The sequence below is a fragment of the Methanosarcina sp. UBA411 genome (assembly GCF_002495725.1).
In the GTDB taxonomy this organism is placed as follows: domain Archaea; phylum Halobacteriota; class Methanosarcinia; order Methanosarcinales; family Methanosarcinaceae; genus Methanosarcina.
In genome coordinates, this window is sequence record NZ_DAGK01000031.1 from 182,461 (window position 1) to 208,604 (window position 26,144).

Here is a 26,144-nt window from a genome sequence, read left to right on the forward strand (position 1 = left end):
CGGAATGTCCATAAATTCCAACCTTATCCAGATCTATGTAAGGCCTATCTTTGGCAAGCTGTTGTAGGCCATTGACATGGTCAGCCAGCCCTCCAGCAATGCCCAGGTGCCCATAAGAAACATCGTGAAAGGCTTTGGAACGACCAGGAGTTCCAGGAGCGTCCATAATTACCACAACGAACCCCATTTCAGAAAGAGCCTGGTTTAACCATACAGCCTTCCAGGTCTCTGCATCTTCATAGGGAAATGTCTTTGGTGTTATTGCAGCCTGCGGACCAGGGTACACGTACTCTATTACCGGATATTTCATAGATGCATTGAAAGTAGTTGGTCGGATGATTATGCCATAGATATCGTACTGACCATCTAATGACTTTACACTGAATCTTTCAGGAAACTTCCAGCCCATTGAGAGCAGGTTGTCGATATCTCCCTCTTCCAGAGTGAGGAGTGTCTTTCCATCATTTGATCTAAGAACAGTAACTGGCGGAAGATCCACTCGGGAATAAGTATCAACAAAGGTACTTCCATCCGGTTCCATACTTATTTGATGATCTGCATCCTCAGGGGTGAGGAGTTCCAGGTTGTTCCCGTTTAAGTTAACCCTGTACAAATGTTGACAATAAGGGTCTCTACCTGTCTCCCTACCTCCAGCAGTGAAATATACCAGTGACCGGTTTTCATCCACATATAAGAGATTTCTTACAGTCCAATTCCCTGCTGTAATGGGATTTTTCAGGCTGCCGTTCTTATCATAGAGGTAGAGATGACCATAGCCACTGCGTTCAGAGAACCAGATGAAATCGCCGTTATCTAGTACCTTGAAATTTGGTTGTTGCCACTCAATATAAGTAGGTGCGCTCTCGTTAAGGATCTCTTTTGCTTGACCGGTTGAAGGATCTATTCTAAGAAGGTGAAGCTTCTTTTCATCTCTTTCGTCATAAACAGAGTATAGAGTATCGCCAGCTTTGTTCCAATTATAAGAGTAGGTTAGCTCCTTGGTCTCAGGGTAAGCACTATGTTGAACAGGAATGACCTTCCGCGAAACCACATCCAGTACCATGGGCTCATACATTGGTATATATTCGTCCCCTGGCATGGGATACTTATATGTCCAAACCTTTGGCCTGGAGCTATTCTCGGGCACATATTGCAGCAGCGAGATAGGAGTGACATTCCTTTCATCCATTTTGAATGTCGCTATTCTTCTTGAATCGGGAGACCATATTGTAGATTCAGGAAGATCAGGTTTTATCCCCAGGCGCTCATCAGTAACAGTATCGTTGAAGAAATCTGAATCCACATAGCCATAATCCTTAGTGCCGTCTGCAGTTAGAGGATAAATCTTGCCAGTTTCCATCTCCCTAATCCATATATTGTGATTCTTTACGAAAGCGGCAAGCTCTCCATCAGGTGAAAGCAACTCTCCCTTAGATTCCTCAGCCCAGGGTGAAGCATTACTGACACGGTAGCTCTGGAGATCGCACTGCCAGGAATTATTAAATGCAGAAAAACGTATACTTTTCATGTCAGGCATGAATGTGATCTTATCGAAGGGAAGATCTGAGGAATTGACTTCGGTTTTGGATGCGTTAGAGAGAGCCTTAGCAAGCAGCTCATGGTCGAAGGCTTCATCCTTAGTTAGGTTTACAGTATCTACAAGCATGAACTTCTTGCCTTCACGGTCATTCTTTGTGTACCAGAAGGAATTAGTGCCCTTTATCCAATTGGGAGTGATGCTGACGTTGAACATGGATGCTGCTGCATTCTCAGGTAAGAATTTATCCGCATTTTCATAGCCAGTGAGGGTAGCTGAGAACCCAGTTGCATCATCATTAGTTCCAGCTTCTGCCAAAGGCGTCATCGCGGGAAACATTAGAAGGCATACCAGGGCTAAGGAGAAAAAGCAGATGCTTGTAAGGCTCTGCCTTTTAGGTGGCTTAATGCTCAATAGCCATAATGCTCTTGGGATCAGCATATTGATACCTCGTATTCACTCGATCACTCAAGAAAATGCTCATTTTTAGTTAAATAGCGGCTTCAGATCTACCTCAGTCCATTCCTGTACCTCTGGTACTCTGACCCAAACCTTCAGCTCTTTGGGCACGGCGACTATTTGATAACTTGTGACGTTGGGAGCTCTAAATGCTCCACCTTTCTCCAGGGGAATGCTCATAGTCTCCATCATGACCTCGGGATTAAACTTTCCTTTATATTTCTCACCCAAGGCAAGCAGATTTGCACGCCTATGTGCCGTAAATGCAGGATCCTGATCATCTAATGCAATAGGCGCTAATCCCCAGAAAGGATCAACGAAGTGATTTGTGGCTACCAGCAGGCCATCCTTATCGGGCGCCCTGCGCACGACATCAGAGGTTGCCCATTCGTAAGAATAGGCCCCTGTCTCGTTAGCTACGTTCACTATGTACGCATTATCAGGATAGGATGTATGGAATTGTGCGTCAATCTGATCGAGATCAGTCGAACTCTCCAGGAATGAGAATAAAGAAACTGGAGAGAATACTCTATTATCACGCTGCATATTCTCGGAGATCTGGCCGTTGTTAAGCTCCAGGAACATCCCTTCTTTATTCATGCCTGAGGTCACATAGATAACTCCCGTGTAGGTTATGCTTGCTACTGGGACACTTCCGTCATCGGGGTTGTAGACGGCTACAGTTGCGTAATTAGCGAATTTTGGCCCCATATCGTAGTTTCGACCGAAGACCAGAGGGCCACCTGAGGTATAGTTGCCCCAGGCAGCGACTCCTGAGCACTGCCCTTCCTGTAAGTTTACGTAGGTTTCTAAATCATTGACTATCAGCTGCTTATCAAACCCCAGACCTGAGGTCTCAGCCATTCCGTATATGATCTCCTTGTATCTTTGCGGATAAAACCTGAAGTTAGATCTTGCATCCTGCAGCATGACATCATATGTAAACTCTGGATCTTTGCCGAATTCGGCGCTTATATTACTGTAAATTTCGTTCAGCTCCTTCTTTTGTAGCGCCCCATACTGTCTTCCCATTTCCCTATAGCTACCGTGAAGCTCGACTACGTTTAGAGATCCAGTTTTGTAGAGCTTGCCGCCCTCAAAGGTCATTATAGGAGTTTTGGTATTCAGGACTAAACTTTCATTGTCAGCACTTGCTCCCATTACAGGCTGCCAAGCTATAGCCAGGAGTATGAATAGTAATAAAGAATGAACTATCTTCTTTGCAAAAAATGCGCTTCGGCTAAATTGACTCCCCCCCAGGATCAAAGTATGATTATAGATTATAATAGATTAATTATAAAATTTACCTTTATAATTCCTACTCCTAACATTACTCAACATTACTCTGATCTGATGTTATCATCCAAGATAAACGCAAGTGGGGAGATTTGTATGAAAGCGATAGAGCTTCTATGTATTGCGCTAATGGTCGCCCTGATAGCACCATCTGCAGTTGCTGCTTCTAATAATGTAACCAATGCCTCTAATGTAACCGATTTCAGTTCCCTGGATGAGACAATCCAAGAGGAGCTTAACGTAACCAACACGCCAGGATGTGCCGTTGCCATAGTTAGCGGCGATAAGATCGTTTATGCAAAAGGTTTTGGCGTGGCTAACGTGGAGACTGGACAGCCCGTAACACCAGAGACTCTATTCATGATAGGCTCCACTACAAAACAATTCACTGCCTATACACTTCTATCTATGGCTGAAGAGGGGAAGGTGGATATCAACAAGCCCGTGGGCTATTACATAAAAGATCTAAGCCCGAGACTGTCCAATGTTACAGCCAGCCAGCTTCTCAGCCATACAGCTGGCCTCAAAGAAGAATCTGGAGATTACGAGAAGGAACGCTTCGATGTAGAATCCGGTCTGGAAGAGTATATAAGGACATTGAACGACTCGAGTTTCTTCACTGATCCCGGAGAGGTCTTCTCTTATTCAAACACAGGTTTTCCCTGGCTGGCTACCTGGCTCAGATTGTGGGAGAAAAGCCTTATCCTGATGCTGTGGATGAGAAAGTCTTTAAGCCTGTGGGCATGAATAACTCTACGTTCTATCTGGAAACTGCTGTGACCCATCCAATGTCTATGGGACACATTGGAAATTCATCGATAAATGTGACGGTCTATAGGCCTTTTGAGGAGGATGTTCCCGAGTGGCCTGCTGGATACCTCTTCTCCAATGTCAATGATATGGGTAGATTTGCTACGGCCATGATGAATAATGGTACCTTGGATGGCAAGCAGGTTCTCTCATCTCGGGTGATAAATGAGATGTCCACGCCCCATACTCCATTGTATAGCTATTATCCTGATGGAAGCTATGGCTATGGTTTAATTTTGCATAACTACCGAGGTGTTGATGTAGTGGAGCATGGAGGAAACCTTGAAGGCTTTTCTTGCGTTTTCAAGATGGTGCCTGAGCACAAGTTCGCCCTGATTATCCTGGACAATGGCGCAGACAGAAATATGCCTAACTCCACTAAGAAAGCTTTTGAGCTTATGTTGCCTCTAAAATCGGAGGTTCAACAAAAGCCTATGGAAATGAACGAGTCTGAGATGATCAGGTACGTAGGTAACTACTCAATGGAACAGAATCAGAACCCTCAACCCGAGAACATCACCAGTGTCACAATAAAAGATAACAAGCTTATGATTAAGACTAAGGATCGTGAGGTTGCTTTAGAGAAGGTAGGTAAGGACCAATTCACTCAAACTATTCCTGAGAATCCCGAGCCAATGCATATCAGGTTTATACCAGGCAAAGATGGGAGGATCAAATACTTGCATACTGGTTTCAGAGCCTTCCCGAAGATAGAATCCTAGGAACAAGCTGGCTAGAGGGAGTATCCCCAACTCCCTCTCTAAACTTTTAGGGCCTTATTAAGTCCTTTAAAACCTCGCCTTAAAACCTCGTTTTATCTGTACATATCTTAGATCTAATTATCTTAGATCTAATTGATTATGTGTAATCTATGGATTAATCTCTTCACTTTAGCACTTTTTATTCAAGAGCACTAATTCATAAGTATCTTTTTGATTTCGTGACCCAATATCTTTGCGCTACAGAATTTTTTGAAAAAGCTGAAACCAGCTAAAGAAGATATAATTTTAAAATTTTAAGAAAATATATGAAAACTTGATTTAATAACTTCAGGCTTTAATTATTATTAGTTTCTTATTTATATTTCTACTGTACTTTTATTCATTGAAAAAATTATATTTATATATTTATATACTACTGTTGATTCTCAATAACACAATAAAATATAATTTAAAAAAGAAGATGGGGGTTTATACTTGGAAACTCAAACATTGAATAAACTTAAAAAATCAATGGCCATTTTGCTGGCTGTTTTGTTTTTAGTATCATTGACAGCCGCAGCGACAAGTGCAATACCTTGTAAGGGACCGGCACCTAAGTGTCCTCATCATGATAAAGCGATATGTATCAACGGACAATGGAAATGTTTAGAGACGCCTTGTAAGGGACCAAAACCTGTGTGTATTCATGGGACAGCGATATGTATCAATGGGCACTGGTACTGTAAGTAAGGAACCAGCAATTTGTGTATTCATGGGGAAGAGGTTTGTGTAAATGGAATATGTTTATATTGGACACAAGCCTGGTTGTCCTATTGGATAGCATGCTGTCTGTCTCAATGGAAATTGAAAATATATGCGGTACTAGTAACAAGTCATTAGATATGGATCATTTTTAATATTATATTTATTTTCCCTGAACTTTACTAGATATTTTTATGAATTATTCATTGCACGTAACTACTAACTTGATTTTGCACCTCGTCGCTTAAGTCTTGACATCTTAGATTAAAGCTCATCTAAAAAGCCGTTTTACCTTTCTAAAAGCCATTTTATCTTTATCGTTAATAGTCCCCAGGATTGTTTTCGTGATCATGGACTTGATTGATTATTCAAAGTATAAGTTTAGAAAAACAAACATTGAGGTTTAAGATTCATGTGCAGTGATAATGGCTGCCCTGATATCACTATCTATAGTTTGCCTCTAATGTATCCTATGCCTCTAATGCAACCGATTTCAGTTCCCTGGAAAAGGCTATCCAAGAAGAGCTTAACGTAACCAACACACCAGAATGTGCCGTGGCTATAGTCAGTGGCAATAAGATAGTTTATACCAAAGGCTTTGGCGTAACGAACGTGGAAACTGGACAACCCGTAACACTAGAAACTCTGTTCATTATAGGCTCCACTGCAAAAACTTTCACTACCCACGCTTCTATCTATGGCTGAAGAGGAAAAGATGAATATCAACAAGCTAGTGAGTTATTACAAGATCTAAGCCCAGGGCCGTCCAATATTACAGCCAGCTCTCACTACAACTGTAATAAAGAGCATTCTTATTAACTTAGGTTGGAATTAGTCAGATCTGATTTTGATTTCATGCGGCAGAGCCTTGTGTGCCCCTGTTTGTGACGTGGTGCTCTGCCATCTTTTCACTGGCACTACCTCAGTCACTCACCATTCTCTTCCATAGACTCCTCTCAAGGAAGCTACCCTCTACGTTTACCTCCATTTCCAGGAACATCCTGTATGACACCGTCAAGGTTAGGATATCCTTGCCAAGAAGGCCTCTGACTGCCATCCTGGGTTCAAGATCAGTCAATCCAAGGATAGCCCTGGGAGTCTCGGACTTTGCTTCCATGAAGGCTAAGATGCCTATCTGGGTGCAGCCAGCCCCCCAAGGCACTATAACGTTATCGTTCTTCTCTTTGTCATAATTAACTAGAGTAATCAGGGCAGAGAGCTGGTCGGGATTGGCCACAAAGGATATTACCACAGGCTCTTCACCCTCAGCTAAATCTCTTAATGGCTTGAAGACAACGTACTTTGATGGAACATCCATCGTCGGTAGATTCTCCAAATATTTACCTACCATATTTGGGCTCTTCTTATAGCCTTCTCCCTTCAGAAAATACTCGGCCATTTCCTTATTGCGTAGCCTCTTCGCCCCCTCCACCATATCCTCTTTTCCCGAGGATTCGAGCCCTGTTGAAAGGAAGTATTTAAAGGCCTCTACTCCCAAAGGAAAGTTCTCATATTGCTTTCCGAAGCCAAGGCCTATACCACCTCCAAAGCAGCCAAAGGTAGTCTTACTGAAGGCAGAAGTCTTTCCTTTAGCTGCTGCCTTGGCGAACATGCTCATAATACATCCGGTTCCAACTCCCTTGAACTGCAGAGAGCCTTCTGGAAGACAATCGCTCCAGAGAATAGCCACAGGCTCAAATTTTAGTCTTAATGTTTCAGCGATCTTACTTTTCATGAATGTTCCCCATCCATTGGCCAAGTATGCGCCCTAGAGCCCTGTACTTAGATATTAATACACTTTTTGGATAATGTTTAGTTTATAGACCAAAATTACACATTTAAAGAAATCTGAAAAATCTGCACTTCGATATATTTTTAAAGTAGCTTGAGAAAGCTGATGACTTTCATCCTCCACCTGTTGGGCTGACACTCAGAGAAAAGAAACTTCATGCCTGAAAGCTAAAAGATTGGGTCGTCACTGTTATTAGGATAACTCTTATTACTTTTCAATTACAGAAACCTCTTTCCAGTGATTCTCTTTGCCCAATATTGTCTTCTCCCCATTTTTGTTTAACCGCCTCACTCCACTGGAGTTTACCATCTCCAATCATGGATTTTGGAATTGCAAAAATGTTTTCTCTAGTGGTTCTGGAAACCCCAGACTTTGACAATTTATACTGATTTGCTTTTTCATCATATACCATCTGATGATCAAGTTTAAATTCACTCACTATCTCGGAAAATTTGCCGCTAACTTTATTTAATTCTTCTTTTGGCTCTTTTCCTCTCCTTCGCTTCATTTTCTCAATTTCAATTTCTTCTTTTCTTATATCTTCCAAATACCACAAGCTTCTATCAATTTCACTTTTAAATACAATCATATGCCATTTCAGGGACAGAGAATATGGTTTTCTTAGAAGTTCATGTAATTCATTGATAAGATTATAATCATCTGTCGTATTTTCAATTTCTTCCATTACTCTTTTCATTCTGGCAAGATTTGCCCTCTGTCTTTCTTGACTTGTTGCCATAACTATCAACGACATAATAATTTTAATTAGACTGTTATATACCGGAAGCATATTTTAAGCCTTTGTTAGTAGAGAATAAAGAAGAAAGTTAGCCAAAAATTCGGCCTTTCATGTTACATAATGTCAAAAATAGATATGTATTAATGCCTAAATAGTTTCATCACATTCAAGATAAAGATAAAATGTTGACCTGCAATCTTTGCACCAGTTGATCACGCCGTCCACTTTGTTGCTGGAGTTTCTTGGTCAAGCCTTTTTTGAAAAAGCTTGTGATCACGACGGATAGAGTTGGAGGATATGTGTCTCAAACTCAAATGTGAGCCGTTTTCGCTCAAGCCTTTTTTGAAAAGGCTTGCGAGCAAGCATTTTTCAAAAGGCTTACTTCAAGTCTCCACATTGTTTAAATAATTGAAATATGTTAACAGTTTATATGCGTAAAACCACAGCCATAATCACAGGATTGATCCTCCTTTCTTTTATAATTTCAATCTATTTTTACCCGCTTGTGCCTGAAGCTATGGCAACCCACTGGAATTCCCGGGGAGAAGTCAATAGCTATATGTCGAGGTTCTGGGGACTTTTTTCCATGCCTTTACTAATTACCGGACTTGCAGTATTCTATCTAGCAATTCCCAGAACCGACCTGACGAGGATGAATCTAGTAAAATTCGGAAAGCATCATGAAGGATATGTAATTTTTTTAATTTTCTTCTTACTTGCCGCCCATCTCCAGATACTACTCTGGAACACAGGAATCCGAATCAATCCGAATGCCGTGCTTCCTGTAGGCATAGGGATTCTATTTTACTACATAGGAATCCTTATGCAAAATTCTGAGAGAAACTGGTTTCTCGGCATAAAGACTCCCTGGACCCTCAGTAGTGATAAGACCTGGAAAAAAACTAATCGGCTTGGAGGAAAGCTATTCAGGATTGCAGGAATAGTTGCTGTGGTTGGAATCTTTTTCCCTGGATTTGAGTTTATATTCATTCTGGGGCCTGCCCTTTTTATTGTAGGGGTCACGACTGTTTACTCATATCTGGAATATCAAAAAGAACTGAAAGAAACCGAATCTCAAATTAAAATTTAATCTCAAATTAAAACTTAGAAAAGAAGATTTCAAGAATTCCTCTAATTTTTGAGATTAAATTTCCCATTCAATCGATCTTTTGACTATTTTATCATCACGTTTATCTAACATGTTCTCGTTTATTTTATTGATTCTTATGGCTGAGGATATAGCAAAAGACACCAGCAAAAAAATTGAGAATGGGGATACAATCTCAGTTAATTATGTAGGAAAACTTGAAGATGGCACAATTTTCGATACTTCCTTAAAGGAAGTTGCTATCGAGGCAGGGACATACAATCAAATGAGAAATTATGAACCCCTTACGTTTACCGTTGGCGCAGGCCAGATGATAAAAGGGTTTGATGAGGGCGTTGTCGGAATGCAAGTTGGGGAGGAAAAGACTCTTACAATCCCGCCTGAAGAAGCTTATGGAGAATACAGGGAGGAATTCGCAAGAGAGATCCCGATCGATGCTGTAGATTTTACTCCAGAAGTTGGAATGCAGCTGGCCACGGACAACGGTCTGATGGGTTCTATCACAGAGGTAAGTGAAAATAACTTTGTTGTAGACTTCAATCATAAGCTTGCAGGAAAGAACCTGGTATTTTTAGTCAAAGTCGTTTCTGTGGAGGAACGAAAGGGATGAAGACCAGAAAAGGAGCAGTTTTCTTCATAGCGATACTGCTCCTTGTAAGCACAATTTTAGGCAGCGGATGCGTGGATAATAGTAGCAAAGAAGGAGACAACAAAGCAGTAAAATCTGGAGATACAGTCCAAGTCGACTATACCGGGAAGCTTGAAAACGGCACTGTTTTTGACACCTCCAGAGAAGACGTTGCAAAGCAAGCGGGCATATACGTTGACGGAAGGACTTACACTCCTCTGACATTTGTGGCCGGAGCAGGTCAGATGATAAAGGGCTTTGATAAAGGTATAATCGGGATGAAAGTAGGAGAAGAAAAAATTATCACGATTCCTCCTGAAGAAGCTTACGGAGAATACGATAAATCAAAAATCCTGGCTGTTCCAATTGAAGAATTGAATCTAACCGAACCTCCTGAAGCAGGGCAAAAGCTCCCTACAAATTATGGATTGGTTATTATAACTGATGTAAATAAAACACACGCAATGATTGATTTTAACCACGAGCTTGCAGGAAAGACCCTTGTTTTTGATATAAAAATCATCTCAATAGAATAAATTTAAGTTTCTGAAACTCAAATTGAGAATTATAGTATTTTCTGCAAAATGTGTATCCTTTCAGTATCCAGAGAGACTTTTAGACAATATGGATACTAAAAGGAAAATGCACAGGAGAAAGGGATAATGGAAAATTCTCGCATTGTGAAAAAAGGAGATTACCTTCTTATTGATTATACTGGAAAATTTGAAGACGGAACAGTCTTTGATACCACCTTGAAGGAAAAAGCCCTCGAAGAAGGGATGTATGAAGAAGAAAAGGAATACAGACCTTTATTTTTCAGAGCGGACACACGCCAGGTAATAAAAGGCATCGACACGGGTGTGCTTGGAATGAAAGAGGGAGAAGAAAAAACCCTTATAATCCCGCCTGAAGACGCCTATGGAGAATATAAGAATTATCTTGTCCAGGAAATTCCCCTTGCAAGGCTTGAACTCCAGACTCCTCCTGAGCCAGGAACGAAAATCATAACACCCGCCGGGAGTGAAGTTAAAGTGCTCAATTCCACTGAAACTTCTGCCACTCTAGACTTTAACCATGAACTTGCAGGTAAAATTTTGATCCTTGAAATAAAACTCGTTTCAATTATAAACTGATTCCAGACCCTTTAAAAGCAGGAGATAATGTATGGAAAAAGAAGAAAAAGTCATGGTACTGCTGCTATTTATGACATTAACTTCTCTTATGACCGCTTATCTTTGCTTTGGATCGGAACTTACAGATTCGGGAAAGGAGACAGGAGAAAAAGCCAATCCATACACCCGGGAATCTGGTGAAGGGGAGAAGGTATTTCTTGAAGCCGAAGTTTTGAGTAAACGGTTTACGTACACCGGCGAACACTTGCTTTTACAGGTAGACTGCAACTCCGAAGTCCTGAGTGTTTTTATTCCAAAAACCGCGGGCGCTGAAGCCCTTAATAATTCAATTCAGAAAGGAGATTTTATTAGTATAACAGGTACTGTCTCGGAGTATGAAGGCACAAGGGAAATCAAAGTGGAAAGCAAAGAAGATATTCTTTTGAGAGAGCATCGTTCTTCGGAGTAATCATTGTCAATAACCTTTAAGATAACAATAATAAAATCGTTAATGATATATTCATATAAGAACATCTGGGGAAAATATGAAAGCATGTATTATGTGCGGAGGGGCAGGGACAAGGCTCAGGCCGCTAACTTTCAAGCATCCTAAACCGAGCATACCGATTCTCAATAAGCCGTCAGTCCGACATCTGATAGAGCATCTTTCAAGGGAAGGGTTCAATGAAATAGTCATGACCCTGGGGTATATGGGAGAGCGAATAGAAGAGCAACTCGGAGATGGGCATATGTTTGGGGTGCACATCGATTATGTGTATGAGAAAGAAAAGCTCGGAACTGCAGGAGGCGTTAAAAATGCTGAAAAGTACCTGAAAGGCGAGTCATTTATCGTTCTTGGGGGAGATCATGTCCTTAACCTTGACCTGAGAGAGATGTACCGTTTCCATGAAGCAAACAATGCCCCAGTAACCATTGGGCTTCTTTCGATTGATGACCCGAGAGAATTCGGAATTGCAGACATGGATATTAATAACCGGATCCATCGATTTCTGGAAAAACCAAAAGCAGGCCAGATATTCAGCAACCTTGCAAGCACAGGCATTTATATTTGTAGCCCCTCGATATTTGAATGGATTCCTGAAGGTAGAAAATACGACTTTGCAAAAGATCTTTTCCCCTTCATGCTTGCAGCCGACAAAAAAATCAATGGTGTACTTGTGCGGGGAAAATGGACTGATGTGGGAAGTTCGGCGGCTTACAGGCAGGCACAGCGCTGGATGCTCGATGCCCTTCCAGGAACAACAATAGAAGGAAATTTCACAACCAAGAACGCAAGAATAAAAGGCCCCCTATCCATAGGAAACAATGTGTGCATAGGTTCGAATTCTTCCCTTGTAGGGCCAATAGTGATAGGGGAAAACACAACTATAGGCGATAACGTTCTTATTGGGCCTTACAGCGTGATAGGCTCAAACTGCACTATAGAGGATAATGCAAAAATTCTTTCATCATATCTTTTTGATAATGTGTCCATAGGGAAAGATTCCAATATCTCAGGAGGGGTAGTGGCCGATGAAACGGTTATCGGAGAACACTGCTTCCTTGAAAATGGAACCGTTATCGGGCATAAAGTACTGATTGGAAGTAATTCAACAATACATTCTGGAGTTAAGATCTGGCCCGAAGTCGCTATAGATAAAAACTCAAGCATACAGGATACCGTAATCAATTCTGGTTATGATGCTGCGAGTGAAGGCTCGTGAAATCAGGTCTCAAAATTTCAAAATCCGGGCCTGAATATTTCTCTTTCTGCTGTTTTCCAGGCCTTTTCTTTGTTTCCTGCGTTTTTTCCAGTTTTTCCTTATTTCCGCTTTTTCTAGTCCTCCGGTCTGTCCGGTTTTCCTTGTTTTAGAGGACATTTATTAATTCATTTTCTCTTTTCAGGCCCATTTACTCACTCATTTTTTACAGATTGTTTTTCAGATTTTATACAGTTTGCATTTCTATTAACCTCCTAACAGTATTTTGAGCATTAGGCTACATAAAAATAAGCACACCCAGAAATAGATATAACTTTATATTAGATCCTGACAAGTCTTTTTGCCATGCCGTCCAGAGAATTTGTCCTGGAAATCCTGAGAAAAAGTGTGCACCTGGTTTCAATCCTTATCGTGCTCATCTATGAATATTACGGAAAAGAAGCCGTGCTCTGGGTGCTCATGCTGTTTCTTGTAACTGTTCTCATTCTTGACTACTTCCGGGTTGAGCACGGAATTCGAATACCTTTTTTCTATATCATATACAGAAAAGCTGAAGCTGACCGTTTCGGAGGCCACGTATTCTTTGCACTAGGAGCAATTTCAGTAATAGCCCTGTTCAGCCGAGAAATTGCTTATGCCGCAATCCTTATGGCTACCTTCGGAGATCTGGCTGCAGCACTTATTGGAAAATTCTATGGAAAAAGGAGAGTTTTTCAAAAGCTCTTTAAAAATGATAAATCGATTGAAGGCTCAGCTTCAGAATTTATTATTGATTTCCTCATCGGGATGGTAATTCTAGGAAACCCGATTGTTTCCCTAGTTATGGCTTTTCTTGCAACCCTTACGGAAACTGCAGTCAATAAAATCGATGATAATCTTATAGTTCCGGTTTTCGCCGGCTTTTTTGGGCAGATAACCCTGACTCTTCTAACATATTTATAATATTTCAAAGGAATACTCCAAGGAAAATTTTTCAAATGCTTTATTGAATTTTTCACCTAAAATCGACACTTTTTGCTACTCTCTAAAAATGAACTATTTTCCAAAATAGATGTTATATTTAAATGGAGTAAATAATCTGAACAATTTCAGGAATGACTTTGTGATCTATTGAGCATACTTAGTTTTTTCATTTTAGTAAGTTTAATCTTACTCTCAATTCATTTATCAGTCTTGAACTTTTTCTTACTTTTCATTGAATAATATAAAAATAGTACTTTTTGATCTTGGAAGTATAAAGGCCATTAGTATTACCACAATTTGAGTGTTTGTATCGACCAATCTTGATTTCTTCAAGACATTGTTTAGTGTATAGATTATAGCCGTCATGGCCATAGGAGTGCTGCAAATAGGACAATCTGGGGGAGTTCTTCTATGAAAAACTCTTCTTGTGATATATTCATATCATTATTAAAACCATCAAAAGGTTTAAAAGAGAAGGAGTTCCAAAAAGTTATTAAGAGTAAGACTTATTTACCATTGCTATGCCGTAACATTATTACATAATTATAAATTTGCAAATCTATATACTGGCGTTACGCTTACTTTTATCACTAGATTTTGAAACTGAGTCTTGCAGCAAGCTATAATATTCAAAAAAGATGGGGAGATGAATAATGGACAAAAAGCAATTGCAAGAAATTTATTTGAAACCTGATTACTATTGGGGTAAAAAACCTAATGAGTTGGTAGACAAGGTTTTAGAGTTTATTCCAGATGGCCAAATAACCAATAAAAAACTGATTGATTTAGGTGCAGGAGAAGGCAGGGACAGTGTTTTCTTTGCTCTACAAGGTTTCAATGTTTTAGCTGTTGAAATTGCACCTGCAGGTTTAGAAAAGGCGGTTAAATTAGCCAGAGAAAACAACACAACTATTGAAACTATGGAAGCAGATATAAACGATGTTGCTTTACCAAAAATATTTGACGTTGTTTATTCAATTGGAACTTTGCAATACATTAGACCAGAAAATAGAAAACGCCAGTTTGGGAAAATAAAAAATAATACAAAAACTGGTGACATTAATGTAATGTGCACATTTGTCGAACATCCGGATGTTGAGATCGCCCCTGACTGGGGTAAAAATGAATGCCTTTATGAGAGTCAGGAACTTCAAAGCTATTATAAAGACTGGGAACTGCTTTATTCTAATGAGTATATATTTGATTGTAAATCAAGTAATATCCCCCACCAGCACGCAGTAAGAATTATAATAGCCAGGAAACCTAATAATATTGGTTAATAATATGGCATGTAGAGAGGTGAAAAATAGATTTATTAACGAATCTATCCCAAACCCATTTTATTCCAAATCATTAAGAGTTTCAGGACTGTTTTTCATGATCAGATATTCTATTGACTGTCCCAAATAAAAGATTCAAAAATCAAATTTTGAGTTTCGGGATCGGCTCAACAATGGACACCAAAAGAGCTGGTACAATAAAGTATGAAACTTCTACTGTTTTGACCCTTTCTCTTATAATATGCAGAAATCATAATTTAAAATACTGCTCCTACTTTCTGCAGTAAATTTTAGTATATTCATAATTTTTCGTGCTATCGATTCTTAATCTAGCGTGGATTTATTTGGCTTTTATGCAGAAGGTAAAAGCAACTGTATGGTGTATTAGAGACCAAAAATTATCTATTCAATTTTCCCCAAATGACATTAAGAACTCAGATTACTTAGATTTTTTTCGAAAGCGCTATCTGATAAAATATCATTTTCGAAAAAAATACTGCGGAATGTAGAATTTACATTTAACCTAGTAAATAGCCCCATTAACTCCCCAAAAACGGATCATTTTTGAGAACTCTAGAAGGATTGTGAGTCCATAGTTCCGTTTATGAGACAAGAGAAGAAGGGTCTCCTTGATGGGCTCTTGACTTCTCTTATGTTCTAGCTTCGATCTCAACCTGCGCATTCTTGAGCTTTCTCATTTCCCTTATGCGCCTGGCAAGAATTTCTCCCAGATAGAGCACAAGCGCAGTAATGAGCACATACATTTTCAGGCTTACCTGCTCCTCAGCCTGTCTCTCTGAGTTCTGCCGCGCATCTTTCAGGAGAAGGGCTCTTGCCTCCTTTTCATTGTAAATTTTCCCTCCGGTTGCGACGATAAGAGACTCTATATCTTCATTGAGCCCAACATCTCGAGACTCAAGCTGGTAATTTACCGCAAGCGGGTAACCTGAGATATCATGGATTCCGGTGGTTTCGGGATTTACACTTGTCTCGTAGGTACTCCTTCCGGTTAAAGCAAGGTCGAGGGAGCTACCATCCAGCTTTAGCTGCGGAATTCCCTCGTCATACATCGTAAGAGTCAGGTTGGAAGGAGTCCCAAGCCAAGTGTCCGGGCTATCCACAACAGCTCCTTCTTCAGCTCTCGGGTTTGCTATTGCCCAGTTTATAGTGCCTGAAATAAGTCTTGCGCTTGAGCCATTATAAAGGGCAGTTGCCCAGCGAGAACCTTCTCCGTCTCCATCGTCCGTTGTAAAGGCCGCAACTCTTCCAAGCCCGAAACGCCAAGTAGTAAGCACAGGCTTTCCGGTAGATGTAATAACCAGGCGCTCAGCCCCAGCCTTTGGAGTTACTTCATTATATCCTGTAACACTGGCATTTGTGAGATTCACATTTTTCGTGATAAAGTGGTCAGGAGAATACTCAATCAGAGGGTAAGTGTCAAGTTCAGCTTCCTCTTCTTCGTCCTCTTCAGAAGGCTTTTTTGTAGGTTCAAAACCTATGTTTGCCCTTTCGCCCATATTAATATGGAAATAGTTATCTTCAAGCCCAAGTTCCTTCATCAAGTTTTCAGCATAATACTGTCTGGTTTCATTCGTTTGGGAAGGAGCTACCGAGCGAATGTGGACAAAATACAGATTCACACCGAGGTTCTTAAGTTCTTTTGCAGCCTGAAGGCTTGGACCGTAGGAATCCTTGATTGCTCCGTCTGAAATAACAATAGCATCAAGTTCGCCGTCCTTTCCGGTAAGCATGTCTTTTGACGTGTTAAGTCCTGCGTCTAAGGAAGTCTTGCTCTTCTCGTCGGGAACCAGCTGCGAAATCTTATCTTTCAGAGCTTCCCGATTCTGGCCAAGGCCGAGAAACATAAATCCTCCTGAAACATCATATCCTTTACTTCCGAAGGCGATAATTTCGGCATTTGCATCTCTGAGATTTTCGTTCTGGATAATATAGACAGCATTTGCCAGTATATCTCCCTGAGATTTGTGGGCTGCAGTACTAGGAGAGACATCAAGAATCAGGACTAGGTTTCTTCCTCCCTTATATTCAGAAGGCTTTGAAAGCACAGGCAGGATTTCTTCAAGCGAAGAGTTAAGGTATCCTCCATAATTGTAAGCCTTTTCTCCTCCCACGACAACCAGTCCACCTCCGTTGCTGACATAGTTTTTGATTTCTTTCATCTGGGCTTCGGAAAAGGAATTCATGAGCTGGTTGTCAAGCACCAGAGCTTTGCTACCCTCAAGAGCCGCTGCTCCGGGGTAAGTGCTAACTGCTGAGACATTGTAAAGGCTGTCCAGAATCCTGCCGAGAGGAGAATCGAGCTCACTTGTAATAAGTGTCAGCTTCGGTTTTGGAATGACATATACGGACTTGGAAAATTCATTGTTAACCGCATTTTGATCCTCTCCATGCGGAGTGATCTTTGCCCTGAGTTCATGGGCGCCAAGGGTGTTAAAAGCCTGATTAATCTTAATGGGATCATCAATGTTGTTCCTGCCATCCAGAGTAAAATCCCTGCTCTGGGAAAGCTCTCCGTCCACATACACCTCCAGGAGATAGCTGACACTCTGGTTTGAAGCCTGGCGGACAACTATATTGAACTCATTCTGGTTATCCACAACAACCGTCTTATCTCCGAGCATTTCGACACTTAGGTCATTCACCTGAAGTTCGGACTGGACAAGATAGACAGGCGTGTCGGTTTCTTTTGCAAACTCCAAAGCATCTGTGAGATCCTTGCCTGTATTACTGTTTCCGTCGCTGACAAGCACGATCTGGTTCCCGCTGCCCGCATACTGCGTAACGGTATCTCCAAGTGAGGTTTTATCTCCGGTTAGCTTGACTAAAGTTGTAGGGGTATTAGCTACCAGGGCCTTATACAGTTCAGTACCTGCTCCTTCAGGAAAGAGACTCATACTTGAGGTCTGGTCCTGAACCAGCACAAGAGAGGGATCTTTTTCGTTAATTGTCTGTGTAACCGTAGTATATGGAGAAGTCAGGGCAAGCACAAGCAGAATAGCGACAAGCATTCTCCATTCTACAAGTTTCGTTTTTGTCTTCCGCAAGAGATAGAATCCCGCAATAAACACAGGGATTATCAGGAAGAGCATTTCGGGATGTTCAAGAGATAAATTCATAGTTCACCCCGCTGGCGCACAATAAGAATTTCAAGCAGTATGAGCAGGAACATAATTCCTATAAGATAATGAGTAATGTCATTTTTGGCAGTGTAGGAATCTTCCTTCACAAGTTTGGGCCCATCTTCCGCAACAGCCCGCTCGGTCAATTCCGAAGCATCAACTGTAGTGTTAGATTCTCTGTCATTGTATAGATTCACTGCAATTTTCTTCCCTGAAAGTTCGTAGATCCCAGCCTCGTCAAAGAGAATGCGGTTTGAAGTGAAAGTCTTAGAGGGTGTACGGATTTCCTCGGTCTTAGAAAGGGAGTTCAATGTGCCGGTATTCAGATTATATTCGGAAATATCTCCTGTCCCTCCGAGCCATTGAACAAGTTTAATCCAGAAGACAGGATACTCGGGAAGGTTGTGGAAATTGTTCCAGGAATTTTCTCCTAGCTCATCACTCAGCCCCATATAGAAAACCGTTCCCTTGCCTGTCTGCCAGTAACTCAGTACAGGAACTCCATTCTTAAGCTTTACAAGGGTCGTCGAATCGGTCCTTTCGGTTGCATTAAGGTATTTACGGACCGAGATTTCTTCGCTCCTTATGTCCTTCGTTATACTGCTTTTCAGGACTTCCTCAACTCCAATTCCGTTTTCGTCCTCTTCAAGCCTCAAGGGTTTCACAGGCAGGATCTTGAGAAGGTCGACTTCGGTTTTCTCGGGAACAAGGGCTCTGCTTGCAATAAAGACCGCGTTTCCTCCGTTCCGGACATAACTTTCGATTCTTTCGACCGAACTATTGCCGATTGGTGTCTCTTTCTGTGCAAGCACGACAAGAGTATAATTGTCAAGCTCGGCAGGCACGGATTTTGAAACGGTCAGGTTACTGTTCGGAAGCAGGGAAAGTGCGGTTTTCGAAGGCAGTTTTCCGTTATCAGTAACATAGAGTATACGCTGGCTTGAGGTCTCAGGAATGGAGATATAGGCTTTATTGTCAACAGGCAGGCCATCTTCAACATCGAGCCGGACTGTTGTAATGCCTGGCCCCAGGTTTCCTAGCGTGAACTGGTTTGTCCCGCCTGCAGGGATCTCAAGGGAGAAGGACTTTGAGGCGTTTCCTGAAGTTCCTCTGCCAGTTTCGATTTTAACACTCTCATTATGATCCATGTAATTCTTGATTACCCCAGTATAGCCGTATTCTCCGTCTGTGGCTTCTATCCAGCCATTGATGATTCCGATATTATCGGCAGGCTTTCCTACTTTTATGAAATTCACCTCAATCCCGTAGGATTCAGCCAGGTTCTTGGAAGCAACCGGGTCATCGCCTTTATAGTTGGTGAAATCCGAAACAACGATAATCCTTCCTCCTTCCGTGGAAAGATACCGCATGCCTGTGGTAATTGCTGCAGACAGGTCGGCAGTGCCTGCCCCTGACTTAACCTTCTTGAAAATATCATGTGCAGCCGAGGCATCTCCTCTTTCAAGAGCAAGCAGAGGAGTATCAGAAGCCAGAATTATACTGTTTTTCTTGCTTACATAGCCGTCAGCAATCTTAACCGCATCCTCAAAGCGGGAATCAGTCTGCATGCTTGCAGAAGTATCAAGGATTATTACGGTATGTTCTCCGCTAAGGGGCTCTTCCGAATTGTAGTAATAGCCTGCTGCCGCAATGGAAAGCAGGATCAGCATAAGGAGCTGGATAAGGAAAAGCGGGTCCCGAACAATTTTGGTGAGTGAGGCATAAACCCGTTTTCTTTCCCTCTCGAGTTTAAGGACAAACATGAGTGAGGGAATCGAAAGTACCGCCGGCTTGGGACGGAGCATATAAATAATGATAAGCGGGATGACACTCAGGAGAGCGGCAAGAGCAAGGGGATTTTCAAAAGGCATTTTTAGCGTCTCCTTCTCCTGATGGTATAGTAGAAAGCGTCAAAGATAGGAGTATCGGTTGTAAAACTATAGAATTCGGCTCCGGTCTTCATGCAGGCTTTTTTGATCCTTGCACTGTGATCGTCAAGCTTTTCAAGGTACCGCTCTTTGAACTTTTCACTAACATAAGTCCTGATCTCCTCTCCGGTTTCAAGATCTACAAGTTTACTGTTACCTTGGACGGGAAGCACTTTTTCCGTGGGATCGAGTACCTGGATCAGAATCAGATCATGGTCAGATAGCCTGGAAACTGCGGTTTCTATTGCTTCGGGTTCCTGAAGAAAGTCCGAGATAAGGATTACAAGAGATCTGGACTTGATTTCCCGGCTGTATTTTAGGACAGCTTCCCCAATGGAAGTTCCTCCTGAAAGTTCGAGCTCTGTCAGCCTGTCGATCGTACGCAAAAGGTTTTTTCGCCCGCGACTGGGTTTATTTATATCGATTTCCTGTGTAAATGTTGAGATTGCAAACCTATCATTATATTTTGTCACCATGTAGGCATAGCCTGCCGCGAGCATGGCAGCATATTCGAACTTCGAAGTCCCTTTTTCAGGGTAATCCATACTTTTGCTGGCGTCCAGAAGGATATGGGTCGTAAGGGTTTTCTCTTCCTCAAACTGCCGCACATAGAGCTTTTCAGTCCTCGCATAGGCTTTCCAGTCTATGTCTTTCAGGCTGTCGTTAAGATCATATTCCCGGAACCCTATGGTATCGATGCCGTGACCGCTTCGGGTGGAGGGCCGGTTTCCGGCATAAACGGTCGAGACTCTTTTTCGGACAGAGAAGGTAAAGCGGTCAAGCTGCCTGAAAAAATCCGTTTCAATATTTTGTTTTGTGCGAGTCATTCAGGATCGTCAATAAAAAGCCCGGTTTATTCAGGGCTCGGGAAACCCTTCAGGGTTATTTTAACTTTTTCTACAATTTCTTTCCTTGCCTGGTAATTCAAGGCAAAATTTTTTACTTGAGCTTCCGGATAATCTCCTCAATAGCCTGATCAGGGGTCATCCCGCTTCTTTCGGCTTCGAAAGTCAGGATAAGCCTGTGCCTGAGAACCGGATATGCCATATAATCAATATCTTCTTTGCTTACGAAATTCCTGCCTTCTACAAGGGCTTTAGCTTTTGCGGCAAGGATGAGGCCTATAGATGCTCGCGGGGAAGCTCCGTACTCGATATGCTCTTTGTCCTTCCTTGTCATGCCCACAATAGAAAGAACGCGCTGCTTGAGCTCTTCGGAGATCGGAACCTGTCTTGTGAGTTTCTGCAAATCGAGAAGTGTGGATTTATCAAAACCCCTGGAAATATTGGGAACTTCGGATTTCGTATACCGATTTATTATTTCCATTTCTTCTTCATGAGTAGGATAATCTACGAGTACTTTTAAGAGAAAACGATCGAGCTGGGCTTCAGGCAGGGGATATGTGCCTTCCATTTCTATGGGGTTCTGGGTGGCAAGAATAAAGAAAGGACGATCCAGCAGGAAAGTATCATTTCCAACAGTTACCTGTTTTTCTTGCATAGCTTCCAGCAGGGCTGACTGGGTCTTAGGGGATGCTCTGTTAATCTCATCCGCAAGGATGACATTTGCAAAGACCGGGCCTGGCTGAAACCTGAATTCTTTTTTGTTGTCCTTATCTTCGATAACGTTTGTACCTGTAATGTCAGAAGGCATTAGGTCAGGAGTACACTGTATCCTGCTGAATTTCAGGTTCATTGCCTGTGACACTGTGGAAATCATAAGCGTTTTTCCAAGCCCTGGATTGCTCTCAACAAGGGCATGCCCTTCACAGAGTATTGCAATCATAATTTGCTCTACTACTTTATTCTGGCCCACCACAACATTTCCAATCTCTTCAAAAAAGTTTTTGAAAATTCTGCCTGCGTTCTGGTAGGTCGTAGTTGCCTGCCCTGAGCCAGTATTAATCTCGTTCATATCCACTTCACCCTTTAAGTTTCTGTTTTAGAGGTTTAAAAGCCCTATTTTTCTGGACTTTACCTGCTCCTGCAACAGTGTATCTCCATCACACGGTCTGTTTTTAAAAACTGCTTTCAGACAATCTTCGATTAAACTGAGTGCAGGTAAATCCGGCTTTAGACAAATATTTCAATTATTCTTCTGCAAGTCCTTCAAAATAATTTTGGATAACGTTCCTGTATCCTTCCGGCAAATTCTCATAATAAGCCTGGGAAGCAGTCGCTTCAGGATTTACCAGGCCTGACTGGATGAATGAATTGTTCATCTGTTCCGCTGTTTCCTGGTTTGTAAAGCCCTGCCCTGAGCCCGGAGGAATCTTCAGATCAACTTCTTTGCCTTCCACTACAATAACAGCAGGTTCCCCGAAGATGTTCTCCTGACTGGTATTATTCGAGGTTCCGCCGTTTTCCTCTACAGGATAAAGGTCAGAATGCGAATCAGAAAATGGAAGCTTGTCGATCACTCCGTTAAGGTCAGTTGGGCTGAGAGTTGTCTGGTATCCGGTTCCGGCAACGTATGCAAGAATGGAAACTGCAAACACTATTACAAACAGGTCTTTTGCAAGTTTTCTCCTGTTAAGAAAGGACGAGGACTGTACGGATTTTGAATCGATTATGACCCCGCCTATAAGATCCCGAACAATAATATTGTCCGTATTGCGGTTATCATAGGCAGTCCTCAATCTCTCCCTGAGTACGGGGTGCGTCTCTTCTATAAGGGCAATCGCATCTTTCTTTTCAGCCCTGTAGTGCCTGATAGCTGTAAGGATAATAGAGAGGGCAAAAGCCAGAAAAATGAGCCCCAGAGTCTCAAAAACAACCCCGAAGCCCAGAATGTTGTATTTTGCACCGGTATAGGGTTCAAAGGTGCTAAACATTAAGAATAAATCTCGCATGTTGAATAGCACGAAAAGGGCATAAAGGACAAGAGAAGTTGCAAACAAGTCTGCAAAGGCATAGAGTCCCTTATATTTTTTCAGGGCCGATTCGTGTTTATTTACTATTTCTTCAATACTCAGAGCCATCCCGCTCCCTTTTATAGCCTCGAAAAACGGCTGTGATCATAAATAATCATAAGTAAGGATTCTATACAAAACATACAAATATACTATAAGAAGATCTTCTTGGAAGATACTATAGAAAGATAGTATATAAAAGTACACGTTCTAGAATATGTATTTTTTAGATTAGTATATCTATCCGATTTTTGCCGATCTTTTTCTTTACATTCACAGGTTTGGATCTTCAGAGGCTTCGACACTGCCTTATACTAAAGTTGCAGGATTCAACCTCTGACCTTTTACTTGTTTTAAGGAATGATAATTACGACTTCTGAAAGATGGATAACTAGATCTTTTTAAAGAGTGATAATTACTGTTTTTTAAAAGCGGGATAAGAACCCAGCACTTTTAGAGTATCGATTTTACCTTTTATTTCTTTTAAAGTTTCTATTATCAGTGCGTCGCTGGTGTGCCCTTCAAAATCGATATAGAAGTAGTAATCTCCAAGTTCTTTTTTTGAAGGTCTTGATTCGATCCTGGTCAGGTTAATTTTATTTTTCGCAAAAGCTCCAAGAATTTCGTACAATGCTCCTGGCCTATCTTTTTCCAGATATACTATAATGGAGGTTTTGAATGCTGAAAGGCGCGGATTATCAGGTCCGATTTTGGTTTCAGGCTGAAATTCAATTTCTTTTTGAGATCGAAACTCATTCCCTGATTCATGTCCAGGGCCAGATTGTGATTTTATTTTATTCGGTTTATCTTCTTCAGTACATAAAACCTGCTTAGCAGAACTCTTTTCTACGGCTCGCAAGACAATGAAACGGGTGTAGTTTTCTTTCCTATCCTGAATATTTGGTACTAAAACCTTCAACCTGTAGCACTCGGCAGCCTCAGGAGAAGCTATTGCTGCCATCTCTTCAAATTCTCCTGCAAGCCTTGCTGCATGGGAGGTACTGCCTGTGCTCCTTAGTTCGGCATCAGGGAAATATTTTTTTAGAAAATATCTGCACTGGGCAAGCCCCTGAGGATGCGAGAGTATGACCTTAATTTTATCAGGCCCGCCTTTAGAGAGCAGGCAGTGCTCGATTTTGACAACAATCTCTCCAACTATCTCAACCCCATTTTCAAGAAGAAGGTCGAGAGTAACTCCTACTGAACCTTCAATGGAGTTTTCTATCGGAATTATCGATAGATCGGATTTTCCCTGTACCACAGCCAGAAACGCGTCCTCTATATCTGGGAAATAATGGACTTCTGTACTATTCAGCCCGTGTTTCAGAATCCATATATTTGCAGCCTTTTCCGAGTACGAGCCTTCGGGCCCCAATACACCAATAATCATCTGAGTGGTTAATTGCGGGGATGGTAATAATATTTTTTGATGGAAAATTTTGGACAACTTAAGAATTAATCATTTATTTTCCAAATTTAATGAAGTTGCGGCTGATTATGAAAAGTTATGAAAATAACGTTTTGTAGAGAATATCTAATTAAGACAAATTATAAACATTTATTAAGTGCATAATAATTAATATTATATAAGGAGGTATTATGCCATCAAAAGTAAACTTGGATGCTATTATTCGGAGAGAAGATTTCGAAATACAAGATAATACTAATGTTAGCATTAATAAGAGTTCAACTTTCTCCATTAGAGATTTAGAAGAAGACTCTTTTTTCTTACCAGTATTAAGAAAGCCTGATTTTCAAAGAGAAACTAACGAGTGGGACTCAGAAAAAATTTGTGACTTTATTCAAAGCTTTCTTGATGGGGACTTAATACCAGCTATTATTTTGTGGAGAAGTGCAGGAGGCACCATTTTTGTCATAGATGGAGCTCATAGAATTAGTGCTTTAGCTGCCTGGGTTCATAATGATTATGGAGATGGTGAGTATTCCAAGTTATTTTATGACGGTGTCATCCCAGAGAAACAAATTGAAGTTGCAGAGCAAACAAGGATTCATATTCGAAAAGAAATAGGCACGTTCAAAGACTATAAATTAGCACTCAAACACCCTGATAAAGTAGATGACAAAATAGTTGAGAGAAGTAAATCATTAGGTGTTTCTGCAATCCAACTACAGTGGGTTGAAGGTAATTCTGAAAAAGCAGAAGCTTCGTTTTTTAAAATTAATCAGCAAGCTTCCCCAATAAATCCAACAGAACTGTTGCTATTGAAAACTAGAAAAAAACCAAATGGTATTGCGGCAAGAGCTATAATAAGAAGCGGTAAGGGACATAAATACTGGTCAGCTTTTTCGGAGGAAAATCAGTCAAAAATACAAACAATCGCAAAAGAAATCAATGATCTTCTTTTTACTCCTATCCTTTCTTATCCAATTAAAACACTAGATTTACCAATTGCAGGGAGTATAAATTCAGCAAGTAGTTTGAGTCTTATATTTAATTTTGTTAATATAGTAAACGGAATAAAAATAAAAAATGAAAGTGCAGATTCATCATCTGTAGCAATAAAAGATGAAAAGAATAACGACTTAGAAGACGACATGAATGGAATTATAACGATAGAGTTTTTGAAAAAGTGTAGAAAAGTTGCTCGAAGAATTAACAGCATACATCCATCTTCATTAGGCTTGCACCCTGCTGTGTATTTTTATTCTCTAAATAATGGAAACCATAAAACGGCTTCTTTTTTTGCAATAACATCTCTTATGTTGGACTTCGAGAAACGTGATTCATATAAAGATTTTATTAAAGTTCGTGATCATTTTGAAAAGTTTCTCTTAAAATATGATTTCTTTATTCCGGAGATAGTACGTAAACATAGAAGTGCTATGGATAGTTATGAACATTTGAGAGATTATTTTTTGTTACTCATCGAGAAAATGCTAGAAGGAAAAGCAGAAGAGCAAATTATTGATGAGATTATAAAAGATTCAAAATTTAAATATTTAAAAATTGAAGCTGAAAAGAAACCAGAACTTGAAGACAAAGAGTTTTCAAGCGGTACAAAATCTGCAATATTTATTAAAGAGGCTCTTCCAAAGGCACTTCGATGTAAAATATGTAACGGATTTATTCATAAAAGTTCAATTTCAATTGATCATATTCAGAGAAAGGAAGACGGAGGGATGGGGTTAATTGATAATGCACAATTAACTCATCCTTACTGCAATACGACAATAAAAAACTAACAACTGTAAAAGATTTATCAACTATTACTTCAGTTAAAAATCCACGAAAAATA

20 protein-coding genes and 2 pseudogenes are annotated in these 26,144 nt (G+C 40.8%); 11 read left to right on the forward strand and 11 right to left on the reverse strand.

The features are described 5' to 3' along the window. A partial coding sequence (locus tag BP861_RS11995; RefSeq protein WP_292375826.1) for a S9 family peptidase occupies positions 1 to 1,978 on the reverse strand: 1,978 nt, incomplete at its 3' end. 45 nt (positions 1,979 to 2,023) lie between these two features. After that, positions 2,024 to 3,262, reverse strand: coding sequence for a C45 family autoproteolytic acyltransferase/hydolase (locus BP861_RS12000; protein ID WP_292375828.1), 1,239 nt, complete (start codon positions 3,260 to 3,262; stop codon positions 2,024 to 2,026). 159 nt (positions 3,263 to 3,421) lie between these two features. Here BP861_RS12000 and BP861_RS12005 point away from each other — a divergent pair. Further along, positions 3,422 to 4,824, forward strand: a pseudogene (locus BP861_RS12005) (serine hydrolase domain-containing protein). 1,254 nt (positions 4,825 to 6,078) lie between these two features. Continuing rightward, a complete protein-coding gene (locus BP861_RS12010; RefSeq protein ID WP_292376068.1) occupies positions 6,079 to 6,270 on the forward strand; it encodes a serine hydrolase in 192 nt (63 codons plus the stop codon). Between the two features lie 217 nt (positions 6,271 to 6,487). On the opposite strand, the gene BP861_RS12015 is transcribed toward BP861_RS12010, so the two are convergent. Continuing rightward, positions 6,488 to 7,300 carry a DUF169 domain-containing protein gene (locus tag BP861_RS12015; RefSeq protein ID WP_292375830.1) on the reverse strand — a complete coding sequence of 271 codons (813 nt, stop codon included), beginning with the start codon at positions 7,298 to 7,300 and terminating at the stop codon, positions 6,488 to 6,490. 271 nt (positions 7,301 to 7,571) lie between these two features. Next, a complete protein-coding gene (locus tag BP861_RS12020; protein WP_292375833.1) occupies positions 7,572 to 8,096 on the reverse strand; it encodes a hypothetical protein in 525 nt (174 codons plus the stop codon). Positions 8,097 to 8,526: 430 nt separating this feature from the next. Between BP861_RS12020 and BP861_RS12025 the strand changes: the two genes are divergently transcribed. From BP861_RS12025 to BP861_RS12055, 7 genes are all read left to right on the forward strand, one after another. After that, positions 8,527 to 9,186, forward strand: a complete 660-nt coding sequence (locus tag BP861_RS12025; RefSeq protein WP_292375835.1) for an SdpI family protein — start codon at positions 8,527 to 8,529, stop codon at positions 9,184 to 9,186. Positions 9,187 to 9,322: 136 nt separating this feature from the next. Next, positions 9,323 to 9,814, forward strand: coding sequence for an FKBP-type peptidyl-prolyl cis-trans isomerase (locus BP861_RS12030; protein WP_292375837.1), 492 nt, complete (start codon positions 9,323 to 9,325; stop codon positions 9,812 to 9,814). After that, entirely contained in the window at positions 9,811 to 10,368 is a 558-nt protein-coding gene (locus BP861_RS12035) for an FKBP-type peptidyl-prolyl cis-trans isomerase (RefSeq protein ID WP_292375838.1), read from the forward strand. The genes BP861_RS12030 and BP861_RS12035 overlap by 4 nt, the downstream gene beginning before the upstream one ends. Positions 10,369 to 10,494: 126 nt before the next feature. Continuing rightward, the gene (locus BP861_RS12040; RefSeq protein ID WP_292375840.1) at positions 10,495 to 10,965 is read left to right on the forward strand and encodes an FKBP-type peptidyl-prolyl cis-trans isomerase; all 471 of its coding nucleotides are present in this window, start codon (positions 10,495 to 10,497) and stop codon (positions 10,963 to 10,965) included. 31 nt (positions 10,966 to 10,996) lie between these two features. Next, positions 10,997 to 11,413 carry an OB-fold nucleic acid binding domain-containing protein gene (locus BP861_RS12045; protein ID WP_292375842.1) on the forward strand — a complete coding sequence of 139 codons (417 nt, stop codon included), beginning with the start codon at positions 10,997 to 10,999 and terminating at the stop codon, positions 11,411 to 11,413. A gap of 76 nt (positions 11,414 to 11,489) precedes the next feature. Next, positions 11,490 to 12,668 (forward strand): nucleotidyltransferase family protein, encoded by a 1,179-nt coding sequence (locus BP861_RS12050; RefSeq protein ID WP_292375844.1) that lies wholly within the window; start codon positions 11,490 to 11,492, stop codon positions 12,666 to 12,668. A gap of 342 nt (positions 12,669 to 13,010) precedes the next feature. Then, complete coding sequence (locus BP861_RS12055; protein WP_292375845.1) at positions 13,011 to 13,607, forward strand: diacylglycerol/polyprenol kinase family protein; 597 nt, start codon at positions 13,011 to 13,013, stop codon at positions 13,605 to 13,607. Between the two features lie 304 nt (positions 13,608 to 13,911). Here BP861_RS12055 and BP861_RS12060 read toward each other — a convergent pair. Next, positions 13,912 to 14,138 (reverse strand): annotated as a pseudogene (locus BP861_RS12060) (ISNCY family transposase); the annotation flags it as partial. A 143-nt stretch (positions 14,139 to 14,281) separates the two neighbouring features. Here BP861_RS12060 and BP861_RS12065 point away from each other — a divergent pair. Beyond that, positions 14,282 to 14,908: a methyltransferase domain-containing protein gene (locus BP861_RS12065; RefSeq protein WP_292375847.1), complete on the forward strand. Its 627-nt coding sequence runs from the start codon at positions 14,282 to 14,284 to the stop codon at positions 14,906 to 14,908. Positions 14,909 to 15,558: 650 nt separating this feature from the next. Here BP861_RS12065 and BP861_RS12070 read toward each other — a convergent pair. The 6 genes from BP861_RS12070 to BP861_RS12095 all read right to left on the reverse strand — a co-directional run bounded on the left by BP861_RS12070 (position 15,559) and on the right by BP861_RS12095 (position 24,277). Continuing rightward, positions 15,559 to 18,045: a vWA domain-containing protein gene (locus BP861_RS12070; protein ID WP_292375850.1), complete on the reverse strand. Its 2,487-nt coding sequence runs from the start codon at positions 18,043 to 18,045 to the stop codon at positions 15,559 to 15,561. Further along, a complete protein-coding gene (locus BP861_RS12075; RefSeq protein ID WP_292375851.1) occupies positions 18,042 to 19,919 on the reverse strand; it encodes a vWA domain-containing protein in 1,878 nt (625 codons plus the stop codon). The genes BP861_RS12070 and BP861_RS12075 overlap by 4 nt, the downstream gene beginning before the upstream one ends. A gap of 2 nt (positions 19,920 to 19,921) precedes the next feature. Next, positions 19,922 to 20,803: a DUF58 domain-containing protein gene (locus tag BP861_RS12080; protein WP_292375853.1), complete on the reverse strand. Its 882-nt coding sequence runs from the start codon at positions 20,801 to 20,803 to the stop codon at positions 19,922 to 19,924. 112 nt (positions 20,804 to 20,915) lie between these two features. Next, positions 20,916 to 21,890: an AAA family ATPase gene (locus BP861_RS12085; RefSeq protein ID WP_292375854.1), complete on the reverse strand. Its 975-nt coding sequence runs from the start codon at positions 21,888 to 21,890 to the stop codon at positions 20,916 to 20,918. A gap of 175 nt (positions 21,891 to 22,065) precedes the next feature. Further along, the gene (locus BP861_RS12090; protein WP_292375856.1) at positions 22,066 to 22,956 is read right to left on the reverse strand and encodes an OadG family protein; all 891 of its coding nucleotides are present in this window, start codon (positions 22,954 to 22,956) and stop codon (positions 22,066 to 22,068) included. 346 nt (positions 22,957 to 23,302) lie between these two features. Then, complete coding sequence (locus BP861_RS12095) at positions 23,303 to 24,277, reverse strand: prephenate dehydratase (RefSeq protein WP_292375858.1); 975 nt, start codon at positions 24,275 to 24,277, stop codon at positions 23,303 to 23,305. A 209-nt stretch (positions 24,278 to 24,486) separates the two neighbouring features. On the opposite strand from BP861_RS12095, the gene BP861_RS12100 reads away from it, so the two are divergent. Beyond that, complete coding sequence (locus BP861_RS12100) at positions 24,487 to 26,091, forward strand: GmrSD restriction endonuclease domain-containing protein (RefSeq protein WP_292375860.1); 1,605 nt, start codon at positions 24,487 to 24,489, stop codon at positions 26,089 to 26,091. Positions 26,092 to 26,144: the final 53 nt, after the last annotated feature.

Coding starts and splice junctions, on each gene's coding strand:
- BP861_RS12050 (WP_292375844.1), top strand. CDS start 11,490: ATGAAAGCATGTATTATGTGCGGAGGGGCAGGGACAAGGCTCAGGCCG.
- BP861_RS12075 (WP_292375851.1), bottom strand. CDS start 19,919: ATGCCTTTTGAAAATCCCCTTGCTCTTGCCGCTCTCCTGAGTGTCATC.
- BP861_RS12100 (WP_292375860.1), top strand. CDS start 24,487: ATGCCATCAAAAGTAAACTTGGATGCTATTATTCGGAGAGAAGATTTC.
- BP861_RS12065 (WP_292375847.1), top strand. CDS start 14,282: ATGGACAAAAAGCAATTGCAAGAAATTTATTTGAAACCTGATTACTAT.
- BP861_RS12070 (WP_292375850.1), bottom strand. CDS start 18,045: ATGAATTTATCTCTTGAACATCCCGAAATGCTCTTCCTGATAATCCCT.
- BP861_RS12080 (WP_292375853.1), bottom strand. CDS start 20,803: ATGACTCGCACAAAACAAAATATTGAAACGGATTTTTTCAGGCAGCTT.
- BP861_RS12045 (WP_292375842.1), top strand. CDS start 10,997: ATGGAAAAAGAAGAAAAAGTCATGGTACTGCTGCTATTTATGACATTA.
- BP861_RS12090 (WP_292375856.1), bottom strand. CDS start 22,956: ATGGCTCTGAGTATTGAAGAAATAGTAAATAAACACGAATCGGCCCTG.
- BP861_RS12025 (WP_292375835.1), top strand. CDS start 8,527: ATGCGTAAAACCACAGCCATAATCACAGGATTGATCCTCCTTTCTTTT.
- BP861_RS12055 (WP_292375845.1), top strand. CDS start 13,011: ATGCCGTCCAGAGAATTTGTCCTGGAAATCCTGAGAAAAAGTGTGCAC.
- BP861_RS12030 (WP_292375837.1), top strand. CDS start 9,323: ATGGCTGAGGATATAGCAAAAGACACCAGCAAAAAAATTGAGAATGGG.
- BP861_RS12035 (WP_292375838.1), top strand. CDS start 9,811: ATGAAGACCAGAAAAGGAGCAGTTTTCTTCATAGCGATACTGCTCCTT.
- BP861_RS12085 (WP_292375854.1), bottom strand. CDS start 21,890: ATGAACGAGATTAATACTGGCTCAGGGCAGGCAACTACGACCTACCAG.
- BP861_RS12015 (WP_292375830.1), bottom strand. CDS start 7,300: ATGAAAAGTAAGATCGCTGAAACATTAAGACTAAAATTTGAGCCTGTG.
- BP861_RS12020 (WP_292375833.1), bottom strand. CDS start 8,096: ATGGCAACAAGTCAAGAAAGACAGAGGGCAAATCTTGCCAGAATGAAA.
- BP861_RS12040 (WP_292375840.1), top strand. CDS start 10,495: ATGGAAAATTCTCGCATTGTGAAAAAAGGAGATTACCTTCTTATTGAT.
- BP861_RS12095 (WP_292375858.1), bottom strand. CDS start 24,277: ATGATTATTGGTGTATTGGGGCCCGAAGGCTCGTACTCGGAAAAGGCT.